Annotated in this window: 21 protein-coding genes and 1 tRNA gene; 11 read left to right on the top strand and 11 right to left on the bottom strand. The window is 58.3% G+C overall.

Annotated elements, in window-relative coordinates; translation table 11 throughout:
* Window positions 1-750, top strand: a 750-nt coding sequence (locus tag ALO43_RS30670) for a hypothetical protein (RefSeq protein ID WP_083492135.1), incomplete at its 5' end; no start/stop codon positions are given.
* A gap of 169 nt (window positions 751-919) precedes the next feature.
* Here ALO43_RS30670 and ALO43_RS08110 read toward each other — a convergent pair.
* The gene (locus ALO43_RS08110; RefSeq protein WP_005897532.1) at window positions 920-1132 is read right to left on the bottom strand and encodes a hypothetical protein; all 213 of its coding nucleotides are present in this window, start codon (window positions 1130-1132) and stop codon (window positions 920-922) included.
* A 157-nt stretch (window positions 1133-1289) separates the two neighbouring features.
* On the opposite strand from ALO43_RS08110, the gene ALO43_RS08105 reads away from it, so the two are divergent.
* Genes ALO43_RS08105 through ALO43_RS08100 form a run of 3 tightly spaced genes read left to right on the top strand, consistent with a single transcriptional unit; the run spans window position 1290 to window position 2812 of the window.
* Window positions 1290-1481 carry a hypothetical protein gene (locus tag ALO43_RS08105; RefSeq protein WP_053480319.1) on the top strand — a complete coding sequence of 64 codons (192 nt, stop codon included), beginning with the start codon at window positions 1290-1292 and terminating at the stop codon, window positions 1479-1481.
* Window positions 1482-1518: 37 nt separating this feature from the next.
* Window positions 1519-1761, top strand: coding sequence for a DUF4224 domain-containing protein (locus tag ALO43_RS28445; RefSeq protein WP_081000208.1), 243 nt, complete (start codon window positions 1519-1521; stop codon window positions 1759-1761).
* Window position 1762: 1 nt separating this feature from the next.
* Window positions 1763-2812, top strand: a complete 1050-nt coding sequence (locus ALO43_RS08100) for a phage integrase (RefSeq protein WP_053480298.1) — start codon at window positions 1763-1765, stop codon at window positions 2810-2812.
* Window positions 2813-2911: 99 nt separating this feature from the next.
* Here ALO43_RS08100 and ALO43_RS08095 read toward each other — a convergent pair.
* From ALO43_RS08095 to ALO43_RS08075, 5 genes are all read right to left on the bottom strand, one after another.
* A tRNA-Cys gene (locus ALO43_RS08095) sits at window positions 2912-2985 on the bottom strand.
* Between the two features lie 209 nt (window positions 2986-3194).
* Entirely contained in the window at window positions 3195-4919 is a 1725-nt protein-coding gene (locus ALO43_RS08090; RefSeq protein WP_024691278.1) for a tannase/feruloyl esterase family alpha/beta hydrolase, read from the bottom strand.
* 370 nt (window positions 4920-5289) lie between these two features.
* A complete protein-coding gene (locus tag ALO43_RS08085) occupies window positions 5290-6690 on the bottom strand; it encodes an LLM class flavin-dependent oxidoreductase (RefSeq protein WP_005892588.1) in 1401 nt (466 codons plus the stop codon).
* A gap of 4 nt (window positions 6691-6694) precedes the next feature.
* Complete coding sequence (locus tag ALO43_RS08080; protein ID WP_005892587.1) at window positions 6695-7135, bottom strand: hypothetical protein; 441 nt, start codon at window positions 7133-7135, stop codon at window positions 6695-6697.
* 14 nt (window positions 7136-7149) lie between these two features.
* Entirely contained in the window at window positions 7150-8352 is a 1203-nt protein-coding gene (locus ALO43_RS08075) for an SfnB family sulfur acquisition oxidoreductase (protein WP_024669287.1), read from the bottom strand.
* A gap of 374 nt (window positions 8353-8726) precedes the next feature.
* Between ALO43_RS08075 and ALO43_RS08065 the strand changes: the two genes are divergently transcribed.
* Complete coding sequence (locus ALO43_RS08065) at window positions 8727-9965, top strand: acyl-CoA dehydrogenase family protein (RefSeq protein ID WP_054997351.1); 1239 nt, start codon at window positions 8727-8729, stop codon at window positions 9963-9965.
* Between the two features lie 11 nt (window positions 9966-9976).
* Here ALO43_RS08065 and ALO43_RS08060 read toward each other — a convergent pair whose 3' ends face one another.
* Genes ALO43_RS08060 through ALO43_RS08045 form a run of 4 tightly spaced genes read right to left on the bottom strand, consistent with a single transcriptional unit; the run spans window position 9977 to window position 14554 of the window.
* Complete coding sequence (locus tag ALO43_RS08060; RefSeq protein ID WP_054997350.1) at window positions 9977-10963, bottom strand: ABC transporter permease; 987 nt, start codon at window positions 10961-10963, stop codon at window positions 9977-9979.
* Complete coding sequence (locus ALO43_RS08055) at window positions 10960-11964, bottom strand: ABC transporter permease (RefSeq protein ID WP_024669289.1); 1005 nt, start codon at window positions 11962-11964, stop codon at window positions 10960-10962. Before ALO43_RS08055 ends, ALO43_RS08060 begins: the two co-directional genes overlap by 4 nt.
* Complete coding sequence (locus ALO43_RS08050; protein WP_005892573.1) at window positions 11951-13534, bottom strand: sugar ABC transporter ATP-binding protein; 1584 nt, start codon at window positions 13532-13534, stop codon at window positions 11951-11953. Before ALO43_RS08050 ends, ALO43_RS08055 begins: the two co-directional genes overlap by 14 nt.
* A 15-nt stretch (window positions 13535-13549) precedes the next feature.
* Window positions 13550-14554 (bottom strand): sugar ABC transporter substrate-binding protein, encoded by a 1005-nt coding sequence (locus tag ALO43_RS08045; protein WP_024691283.1) that lies wholly within the window; start codon window positions 14552-14554, stop codon window positions 13550-13552.
* Between the two features lie 303 nt (window positions 14555-14857).
* Here ALO43_RS08045 and ALO43_RS08040 point away from each other — a divergent pair, with 303 nt between their 5' ends.
* Window positions 14858-15286: a VirK family protein gene (locus ALO43_RS08040; protein WP_005892566.1), complete on the top strand. Its 429-nt coding sequence runs from the start codon at window positions 14858-14860 to the stop codon at window positions 15284-15286.
* A gap of 250 nt (window positions 15287-15536) precedes the next feature.
* Window positions 15537-16304 carry a C1 family peptidase gene (locus ALO43_RS08035; protein WP_005892564.1) on the top strand — a complete coding sequence of 256 codons (768 nt, stop codon included), beginning with the start codon at window positions 15537-15539 and terminating at the stop codon, window positions 16302-16304.
* A gap of 10 nt (window positions 16305-16314) precedes the next feature.
* Here the strand turns inward: ALO43_RS08035 and ALO43_RS08030 are convergent, their stop codons facing one another.
* Window positions 16315-17511: a XylR family transcriptional regulator gene (locus ALO43_RS08030; RefSeq protein WP_005892562.1), complete on the bottom strand. Its 1197-nt coding sequence runs from the start codon at window positions 17509-17511 to the stop codon at window positions 16315-16317.
* Window positions 17512-17679: 168 nt separating this feature from the next.
* Here ALO43_RS08030 and xylA point away from each other — a divergent pair, with 168 nt between their 5' ends.
* The 4 genes from xylA (at window position 17680) to ALO43_RS08010 (ending at window position 22955) form a co-directional block, all read left to right on the top strand.
* A complete protein-coding gene (xylA, locus tag ALO43_RS08025; RefSeq protein ID WP_053932663.1) occupies window positions 17680-18996 on the top strand; it encodes a xylose isomerase in 1317 nt (438 codons plus the stop codon).
* Window positions 18997-19135: 139 nt separating this feature from the next.
* Complete coding sequence (gene xylF, locus ALO43_RS08020) at window positions 19136-20137, top strand: D-xylose ABC transporter substrate-binding protein (RefSeq protein ID WP_054997349.1); 1002 nt, start codon at window positions 19136-19138, stop codon at window positions 20135-20137.
* A 115-nt stretch (window positions 20138-20252) separates the two neighbouring features.
* Complete coding sequence (gene xylG, locus ALO43_RS08015) at window positions 20253-21818, top strand: D-xylose ABC transporter ATP-binding protein (RefSeq protein WP_005892550.1); 1566 nt, start codon at window positions 20253-20255, stop codon at window positions 21816-21818.
* Window positions 21819-22955: a sugar ABC transporter permease gene (locus ALO43_RS08010; RefSeq protein ID WP_024691288.1), complete on the top strand. Its 1137-nt coding sequence runs from the start codon at window positions 21819-21821 to the stop codon at window positions 22953-22955.
* Window positions 22956-23040: the final 85 nt, after the last annotated feature.

Raw genomic sequence — 23040 nt, 5'->3', positions numbered from 1 at the left:
AAGGAAAGACCGATCCTGTTCAGCGCGCCGATGGTGCGCGCCATCCTGTCCGGCCAGAAGACAGTCACGCGACGAGCCGTGAAAGCGACCAAGGCGCACGCGGACGGCTTCATGATGCTTGACCACGGTAACGGCTGGTGGCCATACAACGCCTTTGGCGACTTCACGTCTGACCACGAAGGCATGGAATACCCAATTGCCTGCCCATACGGAAAGCCCGGTGACCGACTGTGGGTGCGCGAAAGCTGGCAAGACGTTCATCCAGTTCAGGTAGCTGGCGGCCGTTATACGCAGCAAGGCCGTGCCGGCATACCCGGCCCGCCTGGCGTGACCTACCAAACAATTTATCGCGCTGACGGCCCGTATCCGAAGATCTACCACAGCCATCATCACCCTTACCGAACGTTGCAGCCAGACCATGATCACGGCATGAACAGCCCTGCGCAAAGCGGATACACAGGCTGGACTCCAAGCATCCACATGCCGCGCTGGGCAAGCCGCATCCTGCTGGAAATCACCGACGTGCGCGTCGAGCGGTTGCAGGATATCAGCGAGGATCAGGCCAGAGCCGAAGGCGTACGGCTTTACACCGATCATGCCAAACTCGGTGAGTGGTGGCACGTTGATGGGATCGAAACATACAGCGCTGACCCGCGCAAATCGTTCGAGCTGCTCTGGACATCCGTCGGAGGCGACTGGAACGCAAACCCGTGGGTCTGGGTAGTCGAGTTCAAGCGTGTGAAGAGCTGACTCTATTCGCCATTCAATATCCAAATTGCGAATAAAGCCGCAGCAATTGCCATGACAACGACAATGAAAATCGCCAAGCCAATCCAAACAATGGATGTTTGCAAGTACAAAACCTCTGGGTGAGGAGCCGTTGCGGCACCTCTGGACGCTAGCCGGTCGCGGTTGTCGCCTACCTCACGATAAATATCAGCTCCCCCCGGCCAGTCGACGCAATGCCATACCTGAGCTCGCCCAGGTACTGATCGTGCATTGAGTAGACCCGGTCATCGATGATTCTGAAGATCATCTTTTTGCCTGACCAGACATTGCCGTCGATAGCCCGCCTGCCGAGCCTGGCGTTGCGCGGTCCGTAGACCTCGTCCGTGGTTGTGGTGCATTCCATGACCTCTCCTTGGTGCTGCCCCAGCTCCTGCTGGGTGCGTGGACCATAGCAGTGAACGGCAGTAACTGCCGGATATCCCCTTCCCTACAGAGCCAGCCGGTGATCGGCGGGCGGAGACGTGCCCATGAAAGTAGAAATGAGCGGTGCCGGAATCACGATGGCTTTCGCCCACCCCAGCGCGATCAAATGCCCCAAGTGTGATTACAAGGGGCATGGCCAGCTGACAACTCGATATAGAACTTACTGCCCGGTCTGTTTCGACGAGTTCATTCGCCAGAACGTACCTGAGCTGGTCCCCGACCCAGACGGCAAACCCTTCGATCCCAATAGCCAGTTTGTTTATCTATAGTCCTTTCCGCCGCCCAGCGCGGCCCGGAGAAAACCCCGTGGAAGCAGAAATACTAACAGACCAAGAACTGGCCGATCTAACTGGCTACAAACACAGAGCGCATCAGCGGAAATGGCTCAATGACCGTGACTGGGTTTTCGTAGAAAGCCGTGGCGGACGTCCTCTGGTAGGCCGGATGTTCGCCCGCATGAAGCTCGGCATTACACAAGCCGCAGGCTCTGACCACACCCCTCCCCCGGCACGCCCAGCTTGGACGCCGGACTTTTCCAGAGTGAACTGAAATGCGCCCCCGTAATACTGAGAACAGGGATTTGCCGCCTGGGATGGTACGGCGCAAGCGCCCTCGCAAAAACGGAACAATATGGGTGGGGTATTACTACCGGGACGCGAACGGCAAAGAACTGCCGCTGGGCGGAGACTTGGATAAGGCTAGACTCAAATGGGCTGAGCTGGAGGCAAAGGCAAAGCCAGATGACTTAAAGATCATGAAGGGGATTTTTGACCGGTACGAGCGGGACATAATCCCGAAGAAAGCTGCGCGAACGCAGAAAGACAACAAGGCTGAATTGAAACACCTGCGTAAGGGTTTCGAGAGTGCGCCGATTGACGCGATCACCCCTTCGATGGTCGCCCAGTATCGAGACGCGCGGACGGCTAAGACCAGAGCAAACCGAGAAATTGCGCTGCTATCTCATGTTTACAACATGGCGCGTGAATGGGGATTCACAGATCGCGAGAACCCCTGCGCCGGGGTGCGCAAGAACAAGGAAAAGGTCCGCGACTATTACGCGAATGACATGGTCTGGGCTGCTGTGTACGGGCAAGCACCGCAGGAGCTCAAAGATGCGATGGACCTGGCTTACCTAACCGGTCAGCGCCCAGCTGACGTTATCGCGATGAACCGGGGCGATATTGAGGGCGACTACCTCAATGTCCAGCAAGGAAAGACAGGAAAGCGTTTGCGCATTCAGATGCAGAACAGCGGCGTTCCAAACAGCTTGGGCCTGCTAATAGGCGCAATAATGCTGAGAAACGCCAAGCACGCATCCCATCACTTCATTTTGAGCAGGACTGGCATGCGCGTTTCTCAGCAAATGCTGCGCAATAGGTGGGACGAAGCAAGGGAGGCAGCACGCTTGTCTGCCATAGCGGATGGCAGGGCTGAAGACGCAGAGAAAATCCGGCAGTTTCAATTCAGAGATATCAGACCAAAAGCAGCATCAGAAATCATCGACATCGCAGACGCGAGCTTGCTGTTAGGTCACTCTGAACAGGAGATAACGAAGCGTGTTTACCGCAGAATCGGCGCCGTCGCGCAGCCCTCAAAGTGACAAAGTTTCGGAACTCCACCCCTCAAAGTTTCGGAACCCCTCACTTTTCGCCGCCCAATAAAAAACCCCGCAGACGTTAATCTACGGGGCTTTGAATAGTGGAGGCCGAGGTCGGAATCGAACCGGCGTAGGCGGATTTGCAATCCGCTGCATAACCATTTTGCTACTCGGCCTCATACGTCGAATGCTGTACTGCAACATCAACGCTTTTGAACTGCATGGGAAACCACTATTTCTTTGGCTTCCAACCCATTGAATCTTAAGGGTTTTTTTCAATTCCTCGTTCAGGAATGGACGCAATTCTCTACTGGTTCGGATGCCATGTCAAGAACGAGGAGAAAATAATTCACCTGACAGGCATCCTTACTGCCCACTTTCGTGGCTAGAGATCCCGGGCGGTGTACGGCTGAAAAAAGCCTGAGCCTATCCACTGCGGGGTCTTTTCTGTGGTCAGTGGCTCTGCGCGCTGATAGCTGCGTGCGTTTTTCGAGTAGCCTTTGTGATCGTATTCGGCCATGAACGGGTATGGAAAGACCTTGCGCGTGCGGCCACGGTTTGCGACGTTGTCGTTGATCAGAAACGTTGGCAGCGTCTGTTGCGTCCGAGGCCGGCCCTTGGCGGTGTTGCCAGACCTGGCCTGCCGGGCGACGATTGCATCCGGTGCATAGCCACTTTCGACCCAGGCCATCATCGGTGTGAGCAGATCGACCACGCTCGGCCCTTCCCCGCTGCCACAGTGATAGACGCCAGGCAACATGTACAAGCGTTCGAAGGTCTCGGTGCGAGTCTTGCCCATCTTTGCCTCGACGGCCTCTTGATAAGCCAGAGTATTGAGTGGCGAGATATTCGGGTCGGCCCAGCCGTGCCAAAGGATCAGCTTGCCGCCTTGATTTGCAAAAGGAGACAGGTCCGGGTTGGTGGCGTCATATAGAGGATGCAGCGGGCGCAGTTTATCAAACGTACTTTTGTCAAAGCTCAACGTATTCAGATCAACGTCCGAAACGGGGTTTTTCTCGAACACAAGATTGCGGATTGCCTCCTTCGCCGCTTTTTGGCTGTAGACAGTCTGGTCGGCCGTGACTGGCACGAATACGCCGGCCCAAGCCAGTTCAGAACCAGGCTGCGGGCCACCGAGGGTCAACCGCTCGCCACTGGCAGGATCCCTTGGGCCGCCATAGAAGCGTCTGACCGCAGCCACTTCCGGCTCGCTGAGGCAGTTGCCGGTGTTCGTAGATGTCTTGCACTGCAACACCGCCGGGTCGAAGTCACAGATACGTGGGTCAGAGACGAGCCCGTCGATCTGCCCGTCCAGCACATCACACTTGGCCAGTACCGCGCTGTGCAGCAGCGGCAACTTTGCAGCCAACAGAATCGGTTTGCCATCAGGCCCGGTATTGGATCGGGCCATCCAGCCGTGATACAGCGTTTTCTGGACCTGAAAGTTCAATGCAGGCGCTCCGGCGATAATGCCGTTGAAGTCGTCCGGGTAGCGCTGGGCCTCGATCAAAGCTTCGCGCCCACCATCGGAACACCCCGAGAAATAGGCATATTCCGGTTTCTGGCCATAGAAAGCAGTCATCAGTTTTTTGGAGGCCAGCGCTGTCAGGTGAACGCCACGATGGGCGAAATCAGCTCGTTTCTGCGGATCATCGCCGAATGTCGCATCGGATGCCTGATGACCCATATCGGTTGACGCCACCGCAAACGCTCCTGTCCTCAGCGGTTTGCAGCCCTCTGCGACGCGCACTGTTGTGCTTATATTGCCGCATAGCCCACCGCACCCGACCTGCAGGTAGCGCTGCGCCCAGGTGTTGATGGGCAACTCCAGCCTGAAACCAATCTCCGGCGCCAGCCGGCCTTCTACCGCACAGACGGCGACGCCCTCACGGGTGGACTCGCCGGCCGACACCACGCTGCTGCCGTGCCCGCCGATATCGTCGAGTACCACGCGAGTCAGTGCAGAACAGCCCATGATCGGTTTGATCACCGGCAGCCTGGCAACCTTGTCAGCGGAGCCTGCTGGGAGCGGTTTGGCCTGAACCTGAAAGATGGCCGAACCGGTCAACAGGATCAGGACGCAGACGCACTTCGGTAAGCTTGGTTTCATGAGAACTCCTGTTCATGAAGAATCAAAAACCGCAGCGCGCGTCATCAATGACCGCACTGTCGGTAAGGGTAAAACGTTTAAGTACCCGAGAAATTCAAAGACTAGTAGAGAAATCATCAGAGTTGCTCCAGACGCCTGCAGCAGTGCCGAGCGATTCGCTGGAAACAAGGCACGGTCTGTGGAGGGACTAATACGCAGCCAACGGGAACAGTCCTGCTGCAGGCAGGACCAGACTCGAGAACTTGATGAAGTGGGTTACAAGCGGGAGTTGCCCACGCTGCGCCGAGCACTGAGAATAGGGCGCGGAACGTCCAGAACTGCGCTCCCACGCGGAGCGCGGGAACGAGTATCAAAATGCGTCACGCAGTTGTCAGGCAATCTCCGCATGGCGGTTGCGATTCAGCGCAGCGAGGTCGCGAAACGCCGCTCCCGGATGACCCGCTTCCAGACGTGGCCCTTCGCCAAACAACTTCTCGCGCAAGGTGCCTTTGGCGTACTCGGTTTTATAAACCCCGCGCTTCTGTAATTCCGGCACCAGAAGGTCGACCGCATCGACGAACGTCTCATGGGTCAGCGCATAAGCGAGGTTGAAGCCATCGACATCTGTCTCTTCAACCCACTCCTGCAGCAGATCGGCCACGGTTTCCGGACTGCCGACAAACAACGGGCCGAAACCGCCTATACCCACCCAATCGGCCAGCGCGCGAGGCGTCCAGACAGTGTTCGGGTCAGCGGTGGAGAAGGTCTCGACAGCCGACTGGATGGCATTGGTGTGCACGTGCCGCAACGGCTCATCCGGCCTGAACTGGCTGAAGTCGATGCCAGTCCAGCCGGAAATCAACGCCATGGCCCCTTCATAACTGACCCAGCTCTTGTACTCCTCGAATTTGGCTTTCGCTTTGGCGTCTGTCTCACCCAGGATCACGGTCTGCAAGTTGAATATCAGCACGCTGGAAGGGTCTCGACCAGCCTCGGCAGTACGACGGCGAATATCGGCGACGGTCTTTTTCAGCAGCACTTTGGAAGGCGCTGCCACGAAAACACACTCGGCATGCTCGGCGGCAAACTGCTTGCCCCGGCTTGACGCGCCGGCCTGATAAAGCACAGGCGTGCGTTGCGGTGAGGGTTCGCAGAGGTGGATGCCAGGCACCTGAAAGTGTTTACCGACATGGCGAATCTCGTGGATTTTACTCGGGTCGCTGAACACTCGCCGTTCCCGGTCGCGCAGGATTGCACCGTCTTCCCAACTGCCCTCCCACAGCTTGTAGCAAACCTGCAGATACTCCTCGGCATAGTCGTAACGCGCATCGTGCTCGGTCAGAGTCTTCTGGCCCAGATTCTTAGCGCCACTTTCCAGGTAGGACGTGACGATGTTCCAGCCTGCCCGCCCCTTGGTCAGATGATCCAGCGTCGACAGGCGCCTGGCGAACGGATACGGATGTTCGAACGACAACGATGCGGTCAACCCGAACCCCAGGTGCTCGGTGACCAGCGCCATGGGCGGAATCAACTGCAACGGGTCATTGACCGGCACCTGCGTGGCCTGACGGATCGCCGCTTCACCGTTACCACGATAGACATCGTAGATACCCAGCACATCGGCGATGAACAGGCCGTCGAACTTGCCACGTTCAAGAATTTTCGCCAGGTCAGTCCAGTATTCCAGATCCTTGTACTGCCACGAACGGTCACGCGGATGCGCCCAAAGCCCTGGCGACTGGTGGCCGACACAATTCATGTCGAAGGCATTGAGGCGTATTTGACGAGGCATGCGCTTACTCCTGAAGCTGTGGCGGCACTGCGCCGTTGAGGCGTTGATTGCCGATCACTTGGTAGTGCCAGCGCAAAGGTTCGCGATCGCCCCGAGCGGGCAGTGACAGATGCTGCCCGCTAAGTTCGAACTGGATGTTGCCGACCGCTTGAAGCGCGTCGGCACTGGCAATCACCGCTTCACTGCTGGCAATCAGGCGCTGTTCGGGCGTACCGACAAAGCTCTGGGCGCGCTCAAGCAGCGCTGCGGCAACTTCCAGGCGTATCTGCAGGTCGCCGATTTTGCTGATCACGTACGGGTCATCGGCTATTCGTCCGGGATCACCTTGCGCCCAGGGCTCGCTAAGCTCACGCAAGTAATCGAGGGTGTGCAGAAACCCGCGTCGGGCATGGTCCAGATCTTCGGTGGCCACCGCCAGTTGCGCGGTAATGGCAGGATGGGGCATGAGACGTTCCTTTATCAGTTCCAGGCATGGCGTGGCGGCGGGATGTTGTTGAGCACCTGATTGCCGATCAGGTGGTACTTCCAGCGGGCTGGATCATGCAGCGTGTGGGTGCGGGCATTGCGCCAGTAACGGTCGAGGTTGAGCTTGCCCGAGACCGACCGAGTGCCGGCCAGCTCAAACAGCTTGCTGCTGGCGAGCAAGGCGATCTGCGCTGACAGCACTTTGGCCTGTGCAACCACCACCGACGCTTGCGCGACGCTGGCTTCGTCAGGTTCAGCCAGGGCCTGGTCGATGGCTTGCCCCGCCTTGGCCAGAATGGCGTCGGTGCCGTGCAACTGCCATTGCAGGTCGCCGATGGCGGCAATACTGAACGGGTCCTGCCAGCCGAACTCCTGCTTGCTGTCGATCCAGGGCCGCGCCAGACGCGCGTACCTGAGCGTTTCTTCGAAGGCGCCATGAGCGATGCCGGTGTCTACCGCAGCCTGGATGATCTGCGAAATAGGGCCATGAGCCGTCGGCTGATCAAACGCTTGATGCGCTGGGATTACCGCACTGACAGGCACCCGCGTAGCCTTCAGAACGGCGCCGCCACTGGCCGTGGTGCGTTGCCCGAAGCCGTCCCAGTTATCAATGATTGCCAACCCAGGGTTATCACGCTCGACAAAGGCAATGAATGCCTTGTTCTGCTCATCGACCCCCACCACCGGCACAATGTGGGCAAACAGCGCGCCTGTGCAGTAGAACTTCTCACCGTCCAGCAACGCGTGCTCACCCTCGAAACGAATGCGGGTCTGAAAGGCTCCGGCATTCTTGCTTTTCGACTCAGAGAACGCATTGCCGAAGCGATAACCAGCCAGAGCCTTGGCGAAGTAATGATGCTTTTGCTCTTCGGTGCCGGTCTGCAACAGAATGTCGAGCACACCCAGATGGTTTTGCGGAATCTGCCCGAGGGAGGAATCGGCAGCAGAAATAATCTTGATCACTTGCGCCACCGTGACGTACGAAACGCCGGCGCCACCATAGGCTTTCGGAACGGTGATGGCCCACAGGCCGCTGGCGGAGAACTCATCCAGCTCCGCAACCGGCAGACGACGTTCGCGATCACGCAGTGAGGCGTGTTCAGCAAAACGGGCAGCCAGTGCTGTGGCGACTTCAATGGCTTCAGCGTCCGAGGCAATCACGTGGGCTTTGGGAGGGTTTGGCGATGGGCTACTCATGAACAGGCTCCTGATCGTTGACGACCGGTTGATAACGCTTAACACACGTAGCCTTAGTCATTGCACAGCTCATGCCTAAAATATTTATCTTTTAAAACAATAAGTTGCTTGATCGACCTGATAATTGAAGGCAGTGCAGCGCACAAAATGCCCAAACGCTGTTGCTGGTTGAACAGTGATTTGAAGAGCGCAGTAGTGAATGTGCGGTTTGCTGACAGGCTGTTGCGCAGCTGTTGCACGCGCAACAAGTAGGCCTGCCCAAAAATAAAATATTCATAAAATTCATACAGTTAAATTCAGGCATAAAGCGTGCACTGAGCTGAACGACCCATTCACCGGCCGAGTGCCGGTCAGTTCATGCTCAGGAGCACCTCATGACGCAATCAACCCGTTCAAACCCACTGTCGCTGGGCACCGATTATGAAAAGCTGGCAAATCGTTTCCGGCCAATCTTCAGGGAGATCAGCGCTGGCGCCGTAGAGCGTGAAAAAGCCCGCGCCCTACCCTATGAACCGATAGCCTGGCTAAAGAAGGCAGGTTTCGGTGCCGTGCGTGTACCCGTAGAGTACGGCGGCGCTGGCGCCTCGGTCGGCCAGCTGTTTCAACTCTTGATAGAGCTGGCCGAGGCCGACTCGAACATCCCGCAAGCTTTACGGGCGCATTTCGCTTTTGTCGAAGACCGGCTGAATGCGCCGCCAGGTGCAGAACGCGACACCTGGTTCGCGCGTTTTGTAGCGGGTGATCTGGTGGGCAATGGCTGGACCGAGATAGGCGCGGTAAAGATCGGCGACGTAATCACCAAGGTCAGCCCCCGGCCTGGCGGTTTCGTGCTCAACGGCAGCAAGTTCTACAGCACCGGCAGCATCTTCGCCGACTGGATCGACGTCTACGCCCAGCGTGCTGATACCGGCGCCGATGTGATCGCCGTGGTGGATGCCAGGCATGCGGGTGTACGCCACAGCGATGACTGGGACGGGTTCGGTCAACGCACCACCGGCAGCGGCACCTCGGTGTACGACAATGTGCCGTTGCCTGCGGCCCACGTGATTCCGTTCGAGGAACGCTTCAAATATCAGACGGCCTTTTATCAATTGGTGCTGCTGGCAGTGCTGGCAGGCATTGGCCGGGCAGTCGAACGCGATATCGCTCAAGAGGTGCGCGATCGCAAACGCATCTTCAGCCACGGCAATGCGGGCAGCGTCAGCCAGGATTCACAGGTGCAGCAGGTGGTCGGTCAGATCGCAGCCCAGGTATACGCCGCCGAGGCCGCAACGTTATGCTCCGCCGAGCCTTTGCAGCGTGCGTATGTGGCACGCTTCGGCAACGACCCGCAACAGGAGAAAGACGCCAACATTGCCGCCGAAATCGAGACCGCCAAGGCGCAAGTAATCGTCTCGGAACTGGTGCTGCGTTCTGCCACCGAGCTGTTCAACGCATTGGGCGCCTCGGGCGTCAGTATCGACAAATCACTGGATCGCCACTGGCGCAATGCGCGCACAGCGGCATCGCACAACCCGCTGATCTACAAGGCGCGCATTGTCGGCGACTGGCGCATCAACGGCACCGAGCCGCCTTTTGTGTGGCAGATCGGCACCGGCACCGGCAACGCTTGAGGCGCCCCGCCCTAAAGGACATTGCGCAGCAGATGGCGACTGGCAAAGCTGAACGCCAGTACCGCGAAGATCAAAGCGCCAGTCGCGACCTGCTGCCAATAGAAGTTCCAGCCGATCAGTAACAACCCATTGGCGATGACATTGATGAGCAGCACGCCCAACAGCGTGCCTGCGATGTTAGGTCGTCCCTGACGACTAAGGGTGGTGCCGATAAACACGGCACCTATCGCATTGATCAGGTAGGCGTTGCCAGACATCGGCACGTAGGCATTTACCGTGGAACTGAGCAGAATGCCCGCTACAGAACAGGCCAGAGCACTGCCGATAAACACCAACGCAGCGATACGCCGGGTGGGCAGGCCAGAGTAATAAGCCAGTTGCGGCTGCGTGCCCACGGCAAGAATTTCGCGGCCCAGACGCCCGCGAGCCAGCACCAGGCCGTACACACTGGCCAGCAGCGCCATGACCACCAATGGCAACGGCACGCCCAGAATCGACACACTGCTGACACCCGGCAGCACACCTTGAGCGATGTAGATCGGCTGGCCGCCGTCAGACAGCAGTTGCTGCACGCTGGTACCGATGAACAAGGTGCCCAGCGTCGCCAGAAACGGCGAAATGCGCAGCCCGGCAATCAGCAACGCATTGAATGCGCCTGCCGCCCCCCCTGCGAGCAAGGCAACTACGACGCAAGCACCCAGACCATAACCGGCGTTGAGTGTCACCACAAAACCGAGGCTGGCAAAATCCAGTGCTGTACCTACCGACAGATCAATCCCCCCTGCGGCCACCGCCCAGGTCATCCCGATTGCGACGATGGCCAGCAATACGAAATTGTTCAGAACCAGACTCGACAGGTTGCCCCAGCTCAGAAAGCCCGGCGCATTGACGGCAAAAAACAGCAGGATGATCAGTACCAGCAGCGGCAGAACCGCTGGCAACAGGCGCGGCAACACTTTTACCGCCGCCGAAGGGGTGTTCAGGGTCAACGCACTCATGATTCACCTTCCTGTCGGGCAAGCACACCGGAAAACGCCACCACCATCAGAATCAACACGCCTTGCACGCCGTTGACCCAGAAGCTGGAAATGTTCAGCAACTGAAAACCGTTGATCAGAAAGCCCAGCAGTAGCGTAGCCAGCAAGGTGCCGGGGATGTTTGCGGTCAAGCGACGCGAGAACACCACCCCGAGGAATGCAATGGCCACCACCGACAGCAGCATGTCGCCTGAACCGGTGGTACTGCCGCTGAAATACGCCGCCGAGCAAAACGCAGCAATGGCCGCGCAGCCGCCGGCAATCAGGTAGCTGGCGAACACATAACGTTGCAGGCTTAAGCCTGCAGCTTTTGCTGCTTGCGGGTACTCGCCGATGGCATACAGACGCAGGCCGAACACGCTGTGCTGAATAAGCAGCCACAACAACCCCGCGACACCGAGCAGCACCCATGCGAGCGCAGGCACGCCCAGCCAGACACCCGACGCCAGGCCGTCCAGCAGCACGGAATCGGTGGCCAGCACGGTGTTCTGCGTGAGTACCAGTTCCAGCCCGGCGATCAGGTTCATGCTGGCGAGGGTCGCCAGCAGCGGCGGCAGGCGCAACAGCACCACTGCCAGGCCATTGAACGCGCCGACCAGCAAGCCGCAGCCAAACGTCAGGGACATCGATTGCCAGGCTTCGACCCCGGCATTGTTCAAGCTGCTGTAAACGGCAGCACACAGACCGAGATTGGCCGCCAGCGACAGGTCGAGCCCACCGCTGACCACGTTGGACCCGCCACCGATCACTACGCAGGTCAGGCCCAAGGCCAGAATGCCCAACACGGCAGACTGGGCGAACACGTTGCTTATGTTGCCGGCACTGAGAAAGTTAGGCGCACTGACGGCAAATGCCAACAGAATCGCCAGAAATACCAGCACAGATCCGCGCTGCGCCATCCTCACCAGCAGGTGTTGCGGAAGATCAACGTCCAGGTTGGCGATCACCTCATGCGTCGACATTGTCAGCCTCCTTGAGCACTGGTTCGAAATGCACTGATTTGAAAGGCGCGGGCCGCTCACTGGCATTGGTGGCACAGGCCAGTAACTCATCGCTGTCAGTGGCGTGCGACTCGAATTCGCCTGCAATTCGTCCGCGGTGCAGGACCACAATGCGCTGGGTGATACCGATCAGTTCGGGCAGGTCCGACGACAACACAACTACCGCCGCACCGGCCTCGGCCAGCCGCGCTATCAGTCGATATATCTCGACTTTCGCGCCGATATCGACACCTACGCTGGGCTCGTCCAGCAGATATAAAGAGGAATGTCGACTCAACCACTTGGCCAGGGCGACCTTTTGCTGGTTGCCGCCGCTAAGCAGATGAACAGCGGCATCGCTGCCGGGGGTCTTGATCGCCAGCTCACCGATCAAACGCTGGCTTTCCCGAAACTGAGCATGAGTGTCGAGCAGCCCCCAGCGGCTGAATCGTCCCAGGCTGGCCAAGGTCACGTTTTCCAGCACCGAAAGCGCCGGAGCCACGCCATGCGTCCGGCGCTCTTCGGGGACCAGCGCGATGCCGTTGCGCACCGCGTCACGAGGCGACTTCAGGCGCAAGGGCTGATTGTTCAAAAGCAACTCGCCGCGGTCAGGCTTGAGCAGTCCGAACAGGCTTTTGAGCAGTTCTTTTGCGCCTGAACCCACCAGTCCTGTCAGGCCGAGCACTTCACCGCGCCGCACACTGAGATCAATGCCATCGTAATAACGCCCTGCCCCCAAACCGCGAAGTTGCAAGACGTTCTCGCCGGGCACGGCCTTCGCGCGAATGTACTGCTCACCTACCTCACGATTGACCATCAGCCGGGCAATCTGCGCAGTGCTGGTGGTTGCGGGATCGACCACTGCCACATCGCGACCGTTGCGCAAAACCGTAACCTGGTCACACAGCGATTCGATTTCCTGGAGGTAATGCGAGATGTACACAATGGTCAGGCCTTCATTGCGCAAGCGCCGCACGATGGCCAGCAACCGGTCCACTTCACGCTTGACCAGCGAAACGCTCGGTTCGTCGAACACCAGTACCCTTGGCCTGGCCAGCAGTGCCCGGGTGATCTGCAAAATCTGCCGCTGGGCACTGTCCAGATCGCGTATCAACGCCCCGGCTGGCAGGCGCATGGCGAAGTAGTCATCCAGCAGCCTGGCCGCTTCGCGATCCTGAGCGCGTCGGTCGACAAACAGGCCACGCTTTACTTCCTGACCGAAAAACAATGCTTCTCCGACCGTGAAGCTGCCTGGCAGCAGCCGCTCCTGATGGATGAAATGCACGCCCATCGACTCGACCTGGCCTGGTGTGACAGCCTCGAATGGCTGGCCGAGGATGCTCAGGCTCCCCGCATCTGCACGATGAATACCGGCCAGCACTTTGATCAGCGTCGATTTGCCTGCGCCGTTTTCGCCTACCAGCCCATGAATCGTCCCGGCCTCCACCCGCAAGTTGACGCCATCCAGCGCCTGGGTGGCGCCGAAGCGTTTGCTGATGCCCTTCAGGTGCAAGGCAGGCACATCTGCTGGCTGAGCCATCGCTGAAACCATGATCAATCTCCCGCTTCAGTTATCGCCCCGAAGCTTTTGCACTTCTGGCAGGTTGGCGGCAGTGGTCAGGAGCGTCGGCACCTGGGTTTCCTTGGGCAAATCGCGCTGCCCGGCAAGGTAGCGGGCGACGTTCTGCACAGCAGTCTTGCCGATCAGTACCGGTTGCTGTGCAACCACGGCCCCTATCGGCGAGTCTTCACGGCGCATCAGCTCCAGCACTTCCGGGGTGCCATCTACACCGTAGGTCTTGATCTCGGTTCGCCCTGCATCGACCAGCGCCTTGCTGGCACCCAACTGCGGAATGTCCCAAGCGGCCCAGATGGCCGATATGCTGCCTTTGGGGTACTTATTGAGCAGTGCCGACACCTGTGAATAGGCGTCCTGGACGGTATTGGGGATCACATCACGCAACTCGGGCTCGATGATGTTCATTTCAGGCTGGTCTTTGAGTGCCAGCTTGAGTTGGTCGTAGCGGATGGCGCAGACCGGCACGCCATAAAAACCGTTGAACACCAGCACATTGCCCTTTCCGCCTGCATCTTTAATCAGTTGCCCGGCCAGCGCCTTGCCCGTCGCCATGTTGTCGGAAGTGGTGTTATTGAGGCTGTACTGCGATGGCGCATCAATGGTGAACAACGGAATGCCCGCCTTGCTGATGCGCTTGAGCCAAGGATCGATCACGCTGAGCGTGCCCAGAGTCTGGATAACGGCATCGGGCTTTTGCGTGACCACGGTTTGCAGTTGATTGACCAGGTTCTTGTCGTTGCGACCGGCGTCGAGGGTGATCGGCGTGCCCCCCAAACGCTTGACCTCATCGACCTGGGCCTGAAAGGTCTTGATATCGAAATAGTGACTGGTGCCGGTCATGCTGATAGCAATGCGTTTGCCCGCCAGTGAGGGCACGTCGCTGTCGTCGGCGCGGGCCGTTGCAGCAAGACTGGCAGCAATCAGGGTCAGCGCAAGGGCGCGCCATACGGCAGGCAATCGAATCGATTTGAAAGTCGGGACGGCATCAGGCATTCGGGTAGCTCCGCTGGCTCAGGAAAACATTCCTGTTCAGCAGTGCACAGGTCGTGCCCAAACATCTGAAGCCGCCTGCCAGCCTTGGCGGCAGGCGCGTTCCTGCCGTTGCTGCGTATTGTCTTCAGCTCAGTGGCAGGCGTCGTCCGGCGGCGTTGGAACACAGATTGCCGATTCGCTGTTGCCTGGCCAACAGCGAATCGAGGCCCACTTTAAAAGCAGCCTGTGCTAGGGTTTTCGCTGTTTTTTAACCCCCCGGACATGACTGGCTGTATCAGGCCCGTCTGCCTTACTGGAGAAGCCATGAAACGTTACTGTGCTGCACTGCTTGTTCTGTCCCTGCCAGTTCTTGCCCACGCAAGTGATGCCCTGGTCAACTACCCTGCCCTTACCCAGGCCCTGAATACCGGCAAATCGGTGGCCGTGGCGATCGATCTGGGGCAATGCAAATCCTCGGTCGAAGGCGCAGAGCCGTCAAAGACCAAAGGCGGCAAACGCATAGATACCTACCTCATTACCGGGGACGGAACCCTGGCCTTCTCCGACACGCACTTCACCATTAGCCGCGATAACAAGCCTATCCAGCAATTCATTCGTTATCAGGTGCGCCCTGACGGTAAGGCGAGCTTCAGCATGACGACGCTGAGCGTTCCGGCTTATGAACCGGTGGGCAAAGTGGTGAGTTATGAATGCGCGATTGGCAAAGGGTTGAGCTTTTTTGCCGGGAATTGATGACAAGTCGTGAAACAGTGGGCCATCTTTAAGTCTGTCCCGGCAAGCGCCTGAGCCCATGCTGCTTTCCGAGGCGCAACGGCTGCCGGTTCGGGCAAGATGGCTCTCTGTCCGCGATATTTAGCCAACTAAGCATTAAAAACATCTTCATCCCTTGCCATTGGGGAAACTGCTTACATGGCGCCAGGCATCATGAGCAACTCAATTGATCTGGTGCCTGTCAGGCAGTCCCTTTTGCAAGGAAAACACGATGACTTACACCGTAAAGCAATATGGCTGGATTCGCGACCTGCCGGATCATCGCGACCATTTGTATGCCGCGCCCGTGGCTGCGTTGACAACACTTCCGCGCTCGATTGACCTGAGAAAGCATTGCCCTCCCGTTTACGATCAGGGACAACTCGGCAGCTGCACAGCGAATGGAATTGCAGCCGCCATTCAGTTTGACCGTATGAAGCAGAAACTGAAACCGGCGTTCATACCGTCGCGTTTATTTATCTACTACAACGAACGCGTCATTGAACACAGCGTGAGTTCAGACAGCGGCGCGATGATCCGGGATGGAATAAAAGCGGTTGCGACCCTGGGTGACTGTCCCGAGAAGGAGTGGCCTTACGATATCGCCAAGTTCGCGGTAAAGCCGCCGCCCGCCTGTTACAAGGACGCCAAAAAGTATAAAGCCGTGTCCTACCAGAAAGTTGCGCAACACCTTAATCAGATGAAGGGCTGCCTGGCGTCCGGCTATCCATTCGTAATCGGGTTCAGCGTGTACGAAAGCTTTGAAAAAAAGAAAGTCGCCGAGACAGGGCATGCACCCATGCCCGCACACGATGAAAAAATGCTCGGTGGTCATTGTGTTCTGGTAGTGGGTTACGACGATGCACACCAGCGCTTCCTGCTACGTAACTCCTGGGGCGTCTCCTGGGGCATGGAAGGATATTTCACCATGCCGTACGGCTACCTTATGGACCCGAATCTGTCCTCGGACTTCTGGACGATACGGATCATCGCCGACTAGTCGTTGCAGCTCAGTTGACCAAGGCAGCGTTATCGCTGCCGCCCTGCTGATATTCTCGCGGCGTACAGCCAAACTCGCGGCGAAATACCGTATGCAGGTACTGCGCTGACTTGAAGCCGCAATTACGGGCAATCTCTGCAATCGCCGAATCGGTTTTTTCCAGCCCGCTGGCAGCGGCAGCCAGTTTGAAGCGCAGAATTTCGTCATGCACGCTGCAACCCCTCACCTTGCGAAAGTGCGACTCCAGCGATGAGCGCGACACGCCTACATAGGCAGCCACCTGCGCTGTCTTGATGCCTTGGCATGCGTATTGACGTATGAACAACAGCGCCTGCATCACGTAGGGATTGCCTAGCGGTTGATGCAGGCTTGAGGCCTGCACATTGATCGCCTCCGGGGGTATCAGAATTTGCGTTCCGGTGGCAGGCATACCGTGCAGCATCTGGTGGAGCAAGCGCGCGGCGGTTCTTCCCATGGTCTCGGTGCCTTGAATCACCGAGCTCAACGGCACCCGAGTCAGGGTCCGGGTCAGTGGATCGTTGTCGATGCCGATCAAGGCCACTTGCTCGGGCACGGCAATCCCGGCCGTCAGGCACGCCTGCAGCAATTGCCGCGCACGAGCGTCGGTCACAGCGATGATCCCAATGGGTTTCGGCAGGCTTTGCAGCCAGGCAATCTGCTGTTCCACGGCACTGTCCCAGAGCGGCGCGCTGGTGCCCATGCCGCGATAGACCTCTGCATGCAGACCGTCGCGCTGCAACAATCGGCGAAATGCTTTTTCTCGCTCCTGTGCCCAGCGGTTGGCCTGCGCCTCAGGCAGGCTGAAGCAGGCAAAACGGGTGAGCCCGGCCTCGATCAAGTGTTCGTAGGCGGCCTTGATCAGCGCGTGGTTATCGGTAGCGACATAAGGAATGCCCTTCGGGTAAGCACGCTCATCCTGATAGGAACCGCCGACCGCCACCACCGGCAACCTGATCCCGGCCAGCGCTTCGCCGATCAGCGGATCGTCGAAGTCGGCAATGATCCCGTCGCCCTGCCAGCGCTCGATGCCTTTCAGGCGACACAGAAAGTCTTCCTCTAGAAACAGGTCCCAGGACACGCGGGTGCTGCTGAGGTAATTGCCAATGCCACTGATAATGCCGCGGTCATAGATCTTGCTGCCGTTGAACAACAGCGCGATGCGGTGAACGGGAGGTACGGTTTTCATTGTTTTTATGCCGATCCGGGAAGCGCGATGCGTGTCGACAGACTAGGCGTGTGACAGGCGAATCTCAATACTCAAAATCGCACTCCATGTTGATGATTTTCATAATCAGCAACCCTGAGGCCGTTGCTAGTATCGAGGCATCGCCAAGAACAATAAGGAACATCGCCCATGCCGTACTTCCCCACTGTCGACAAGGTTATCTACGAAGGCCCGAACAGCGACTCGCCCCTTGCCTTTCGCCACTACGACGCCGATAAACTGGTCCTCGGCAAACCCATGCGTGAGCACCTGAGGATGTCTGCGTGTTACTGGCACACGTTTGTCTGGCCGGGGGCTGACATGTTCGGCGTCGGCACGTTCAAGCGCCCGTGGCAGCGCACCGGTGACCCAATGGAACTGGCGATCGGCAAGGCAGAAGCTGCGTTCGAGTTCTTCTCCAAACTAGGCATCGACTACTACAGTTTTCATGACACCGATGTGGCCCCGGAGGGCCAGTCGATCAAGGAATACCGCAATAACTTCGCACAGATGGTCGATCACCTGGAGCGACATCAGGAGCAAACCGGCCTCAAGCTGCTGTGGGGCACCGCCAATTGCTTCAGCAACCCGCGCTTTGCCGCCGGTGCCGCCAGCAACCCGGACCCGGAAGTGTTCGCCTATGCTGCCGCGCAGGTGTTCAGTGCCATGAACGCAACCCTGCGCCTCAAAGGCGCCAACTATGTGCTGTGGGGCGGTCGCGAGGGTTACGAAACCCTGCTTAATACCGACTTGAAACATGAACGCGAACAACTCGGACGCTTTATGCGCATGGTGGTCGAGCACAAGCACAAGATCGGTTTCAAAGGCGATCTGCTGATCGAACCCAAGCCTCAGGAACCTACCAAACATCAATACGATTACGACAGCGCCACGGTTTTTGGTTTCCTGCAGCAGTACGGCCTGGAGAACGAGATCAAGGTCAACATCGAAGCCAACCATGCAACACTGGCCGGGCACAGTTTTCATCACGAGATTGCCACGGCCGTATCGCTGGGCATATTCGGCAGCATCGACGCCAACCGTGGCGACCCGCAGAACGGCTGGGACACGGACCAGTTCCCGAACAGCGTCGAAGAGATGACACTCGCGACCTATGAAATTCTCAAAGCCGGTGGTTTTACCAACGGTGGCTACAATTTCGATTCCAAGGTGCGCCGCCAGAGCCTGGAAGAAATCGACCTGTTCCACGGCCACGTTGCAGCTATGGACGTGCTGGCACTGGCCCTGGAACGCGCAGCCGCGATGGTGCAAAACGACAAGCTCCAGGTTTTCAAGGATCAACGCTACGCGGGCTGGCAGCAGCCGTTCGGCCAGTCAGTGCTGGCGGGCGAGTTCAGCCTTGCCTCACTGGCCGAGCGTGCGTTTGCCCACGAACTGAACCCGCAGGCGGTCAGCGGGCGGCAGGAATGGCTGGAAGGAGTGGTCAACCGGTTTATCTATACCTGAAGGTTTCGAAAACGGGCGCTGCAGTGACACTCTCGCGACAAATCAGTCCCCCAAGCGCCCGACAACGTTCTACAGTTCCACCGGCATTACGCTGCCGGTCATGAAGTGTCTTTCAAACAACAATAAAAGGACGCACCCTATGAACACCCTGAAACGTACGTTGCTCGCCAGCGCTCTGGCGCTGCTGTCGCTGCCGGTCATGGCCGACGCCGCCCACCCGAAAATCGGTTTTTCCATTGATGACCTGCGTCTGGAACGCTGGTCACGAGATCGTGATTACTTCGTTGCTGCGGCGGAAAAGCTGAACGCCAAAGTCTTCGTCCAGTCAGCCGATGCCAACGAGCAAAAGCAGATTTCGCAGATCGAAAACCTTATTTCCCGAGGCGTCGACGTGATCGTCATTGTGCCGTTCAACGCCACGGTGCTGACCAACGCTGTTGCCGAAGCCAAAAAGGCCGGGATCAAGGTCGTGTCCTATGACCGGCTGATCCTCAACGCCGACATCGACGCCTACATCTCCTTCGATAACAAAAAAGTCGGCGAAATGCAGGCCAAAGGCGTGCTCAACGCTGCACCCAAGGGCAACTACTTTCTGCTCGGCGGCGCGCCTACCGATAACAACGCAAAAATCCTGCGTGAAGGTCAGATGAAGGTGTTGCAGCCAGCCATCGACAAGGGCGATATCAAGATTGTCGGGCAGCAGTGGGTCAAGGAATGGAGCCCCACCGAAGCATTGAGCATTGTGGAGAACGCGCTGACCCGTAATGGCAACAAGATCGATGGCATCGTCGCCTCCAACGACGCCACCGCTGGCGGCGCCATTCAGGCACTGGCCGCCCAGAAACTGGCAGGCAAAGTGCCTATTTCGGGCCAAGACGCCGATCTGGCAGCGGTCAAGCGGGTCATCGACGGCACTCAGACCATGACTGTCTACAAGCCTCTGAAGCTGATCGCTACCGAAGCCGCGAAACTCTCGGTGCAACTGGCGCGCAATGAAAAAACCACCTTCAGCTCGCAATATGACAACGGCAGCAAAAAAGTCGACACCATCCTGCTCACACCAACGGAGCTGACCAAGAACAACATCGACCTGTTGGAAAAGGACGGGTTCTACACCAAGGCGCAGATGGGCAAAGAGTGAACTGTCGAGCGTCGACACGTCGACACGTCGATAGAGCCTGAGCCGGCCCTGCGCAACCAGATTGCGCAGGGTCGTCCTCAAGCCCGTCCTGCTGCCTGCGTATGAGCCCTGAGCCATGTCCGACTACCTGCTACAAATGAAAGGCATCGTCAAAACCTTTGGCGGCGTCAAAGCCCTGAATGGCATCGATATCACGGTCAGGCCCGGCGAATGCGTCGGCCTGTGTGGCGAGAACGGCGCTGGCAAATCCACCTTGATGAAGGTCCTTTCGGCGGTTTATCCCTATGGCACCTGGGAAGGCGAGATCCTCTGGGACGGTCAACCACTCAAGGCCCAGTCCATCAGCGAAACCGAAGCTGCCGGGATCGTCATCATTCACCAGGAACTGACCCTGGTCCCCGACCTGTCGGTGGCCGAAAACATTTTCATGGGCCACGAACTGACCCTGCCTGGCGGGCGCATGAATTACCCCGCAATGATTCACCGTGCCGAAGCTCTGATGCGCGAGCTAAAGGTGCCGGACATGAACGTGGCGCTGCCGGTCTCGCAATACGGCGGCGGCTATCAGCAGTTGGTGGAAATCGCCAAGGCACTGAACAAACAGGCACGGCTGCTGATACTCGATGAACCCTCCTCGGCCCTGACCCGCTCGGAGATCGAGGTGTTGCTGGATATCATTCGTGACCTGAAAGCAAAGGGCGTTGCCTGTGTCTACATCTCACACAAGCTCGATGAGGTAGCAGCCGTGTGTGACACCATTTCGGTGATTCGCGACGGCAAACACATCGCGACCACCGCCATGGCGGTAATGGATATTCCGAAGATCATCACGCAGATGGTCGGACGGGAAATGAGCAATCTGTACCCGACCGAACCGCATGAGGTCGGCGAGGTATTTTTCGAAGCGCGGCATATCACTTGTCATGACGTCGACAACCCCAAACGCAAGCGGGTTGACGATGTCTCGTTTGTCCTCAGGCGCGGGGAAATTCTCGGTATCGCCGGTCTGGTGGGTGCCGGGCGTACGGAACTGGTCTCGGCATTGTTCGGTGCCTATGCAGGGCGCTACAGCGGCGAGGTGTGGCTGGATGGTCAGCCCATCGACACGCGTACGCCGCGCAAATCGATCCGCGCCGGGCTGTGCATGGTTCCAGAAGATCGCAAGCGCCAGGGCATCATCCCCGACATGGGCGTCGGTCAGAACATCACCCTCGCCGTTCTCGACAACTACTCGAAGATGACGCGCATCGATGCCGAAGCCGAACTGGGCAGCATCGACCGGGAAATTTCGCGCATGCACCTCAAGACGGCCAGCCCGTTTCTACCGATCACCAGCCTGTCCGGTGGCAATCAGCAAAAAGCTGTACTGGCCAAGATGCTCCTGACCAAACCCCGGGTACTGATTCTCGATGAGCCCACCCGGGGCGTCGATGTGGGCGCCAAATACGAAATCTACAAACTGATGGGCGCGCTGGCCGCCGAGGGTGTGTCGATCATCATGGTTTCGTCGGAGCTGGCCGAGGTGCTGGGTGTTTCCGACCGCGTACTGGTGATCGGCGAAGGCCGGCTGCGCGGCGACTTCATCAACCAGGGTCTGACTCAGGAACAGGTGCTGGCCGCTGCACTCAGCCATCCCGACGACCTTGGCAACCCTAATGACAACGACCGGAAGACCGCGTAGATGAATCAGGTCAAACAGTTCTTTGCCCGCTACAAAATGCTCGCGCTGGTGATTTCCATCGTCGTGATCTGGCTGTTTTTCAGCTGGCACACAGAGGGCGGGTTTCTGACCCCGCGCAACCTCTCCAACCTGCTGCGACAGATGTCCATCACCGGCATTCTGGCCTGTGGCATGGTGATGGTCATTATCAGCGGCGAAATCGACCTGTCGGTGGGTTCGATGCTCGGCCTGCTCGGTGGCCTGGCGGCGATTCTCGATGTGGTCTATCACGTGCCGCTGTTGGCGAACCTGAGCGTGGTTGCCCTGTGTGGCCTGATGATCGGCCTGGCCAATGGCTACATGACCGCCTACCTGCGCATTCCGTCCTTTATTGTCGGGCTTGGCGGCATGCTGGCTTTTCGCGGCATTTTGCTGGGGATTACCGGCGGAACCACGATTGCACCGGTTTCGCCGTCGCTGGTGTATGTGGGTCAGGGGTATTTGCCTCACGCAGCAGGCACCGGCCTGGGCCTGTTGCTGATGGCCCTGACGTTGTTCCTCACCTGGAAACAACGACGCAACAGAGCGCTGCACGGGCTGGCGCCACATTCGATGATTCGTGACGGATTGCGCGTAGTGTTGATTGGTGCGGTACTGGCCGGGTTTGTATATATCCTCAACAGCTACGACGGGATTCCGGTTCCGGTGTTGTTACTGCTGGTTCTGCTCGGCGTGTTCAGCTACGTCACCAGCCAGACGGTATTCGGACGACGCGTCTACGCGGTCGGCAGCAACATGGAGGCCACTCGGCTGTCCGGCATCAACGTACAGGCAATAAAACTTTGGATCTTCGGCATCATGGGCGTCATGTGCGCCCTCGCCGGCCTGGTCAATACAGCACGCCTGGCCGCTGGCTCCCCTTCGGCTGGCAACATGGGCGAACTCGATGCCATTGCCGCGTGCTTCATCGGTGGAACCTCCATGCGTGGCGGCTCCGGGACCGTTTATGGTGCCCTGCTCGGGGCGCTGGTAATTACCAGTCTGGACAACGGGATGTCGATGCTCGACGTCGACAGCTACTGGCAGATGATCGTCAAGGGCGGCATTCTGGTGCTGGCAGTGTGGGTAGATGTGAGCACGCGCGCCGGGCGGCGGTGATCCCTGAATACCTGGCAAGGATTGCAGATGAGCAAAAGCCACTCACAGAGTGGCTTTTTGTTTGAACGCTTGCGCTGGCAGCGAC

This window comes from Pseudomonas tremae (genome assembly GCF_001401155.1).
Classification (GTDB): Bacteria; Pseudomonadota; Gammaproteobacteria; order Pseudomonadales; family Pseudomonadaceae; genus Aquipseudomonas; species Aquipseudomonas tremae.
The sequence above is the reverse complement of the archived record's forward strand: the minus strand, read 5'-3'. Positions and strand labels throughout refer to the sequence as shown.

Excerpts from the sequence above, each read along its gene's own strand:
- ALO43_RS08035 (WP_005892564.1), top strand. The coding sequence starts at position 15,537 with ATGACTTACACCGTAAAGCAATATGGCTGGATTCGCGACCTGCCGGAT.
- ALO43_RS08040 (WP_005892566.1), top strand. The coding sequence starts at position 14,858 with ATGAAACGTTACTGTGCTGCACTGCTTGTTCTGTCCCTGCCAGTTCTT.
- ALO43_RS08060 (WP_054997350.1), bottom strand. The coding sequence starts at position 10,963 with ATGAGTGCGTTGACCCTGAACACCCCTTCGGCGGCGGTAAAAGTGTTG.
- ALO43_RS08090 (WP_024691278.1), bottom strand. The coding sequence starts at position 4,919 with ATGAAACCAAGCTTACCGAAGTGCGTCTGCGTCCTGATCCTGTTGACC.
- ALO43_RS08100 (WP_053480298.1), top strand. The coding sequence starts at position 1,763 with ATGCGCCCCCGTAATACTGAGAACAGGGATTTGCCGCCTGGGATGGTA.
- ALO43_RS08055 (WP_024669289.1), bottom strand. The coding sequence starts at position 11,964 with ATGTCGACGCATGAGGTGATCGCCAACCTGGACGTTGATCTTCCGCAA.
- ALO43_RS08080 (WP_005892587.1), bottom strand. The coding sequence starts at position 7,135 with ATGCCCCATCCTGCCATTACCGCGCAACTGGCGGTGGCCACCGAAGAT.
- ALO43_RS08110 (WP_005897532.1), bottom strand. The coding sequence starts at position 1,132 with ATGGAATGCACCACAACCACGGACGAGGTCTACGGACCGCGCAACGCC.
- xylF (WP_054997349.1), top strand. The coding sequence starts at position 19,136 with ATGAACACCCTGAAACGTACGTTGCTCGCCAGCGCTCTGGCGCTGCTG.
- ALO43_RS08030 (WP_005892562.1), bottom strand. The coding sequence starts at position 17,511 with ATGAAAACCGTACCTCCCGTTCACCGCATCGCGCTGTTGTTCAACGGC.
- ALO43_RS08045 (WP_024691283.1), bottom strand. The coding sequence starts at position 14,554 with ATGCCTGATGCCGTCCCGACTTTCAAATCGATTCGATTGCCTGCCGTA.
- ALO43_RS08010 (WP_024691288.1), top strand. The coding sequence starts at position 21,819 with ATGAATCAGGTCAAACAGTTCTTTGCCCGCTACAAAATGCTCGCGCTG.
- xylG (WP_005892550.1), top strand. The coding sequence starts at position 20,253 with ATGTCCGACTACCTGCTACAAATGAAAGGCATCGTCAAAACCTTTGGC.
- ALO43_RS08105 (WP_053480319.1), top strand. The coding sequence starts at position 1,290 with ATGGCTTTCGCCCACCCCAGCGCGATCAAATGCCCCAAGTGTGATTAC.
- ALO43_RS08050 (WP_005892573.1), bottom strand. The coding sequence starts at position 13,534 with ATGGTTTCAGCGATGGCTCAGCCAGCAGATGTGCCTGCCTTGCACCTG.
- ALO43_RS08085 (WP_005892588.1), bottom strand. The coding sequence starts at position 6,690 with ATGCCTCGTCAAATACGCCTCAATGCCTTCGACATGAATTGTGTCGGC.
- ALO43_RS08075 (WP_024669287.1), bottom strand. The coding sequence starts at position 8,352 with ATGAGTAGCCCATCGCCAAACCCTCCCAAAGCCCACGTGATTGCCTCG.
- ALO43_RS08065 (WP_054997351.1), top strand. The coding sequence starts at position 8,727 with ATGACGCAATCAACCCGTTCAAACCCACTGTCGCTGGGCACCGATTAT.
- xylA (WP_053932663.1), top strand. The coding sequence starts at position 17,680 with ATGCCGTACTTCCCCACTGTCGACAAGGTTATCTACGAAGGCCCGAAC.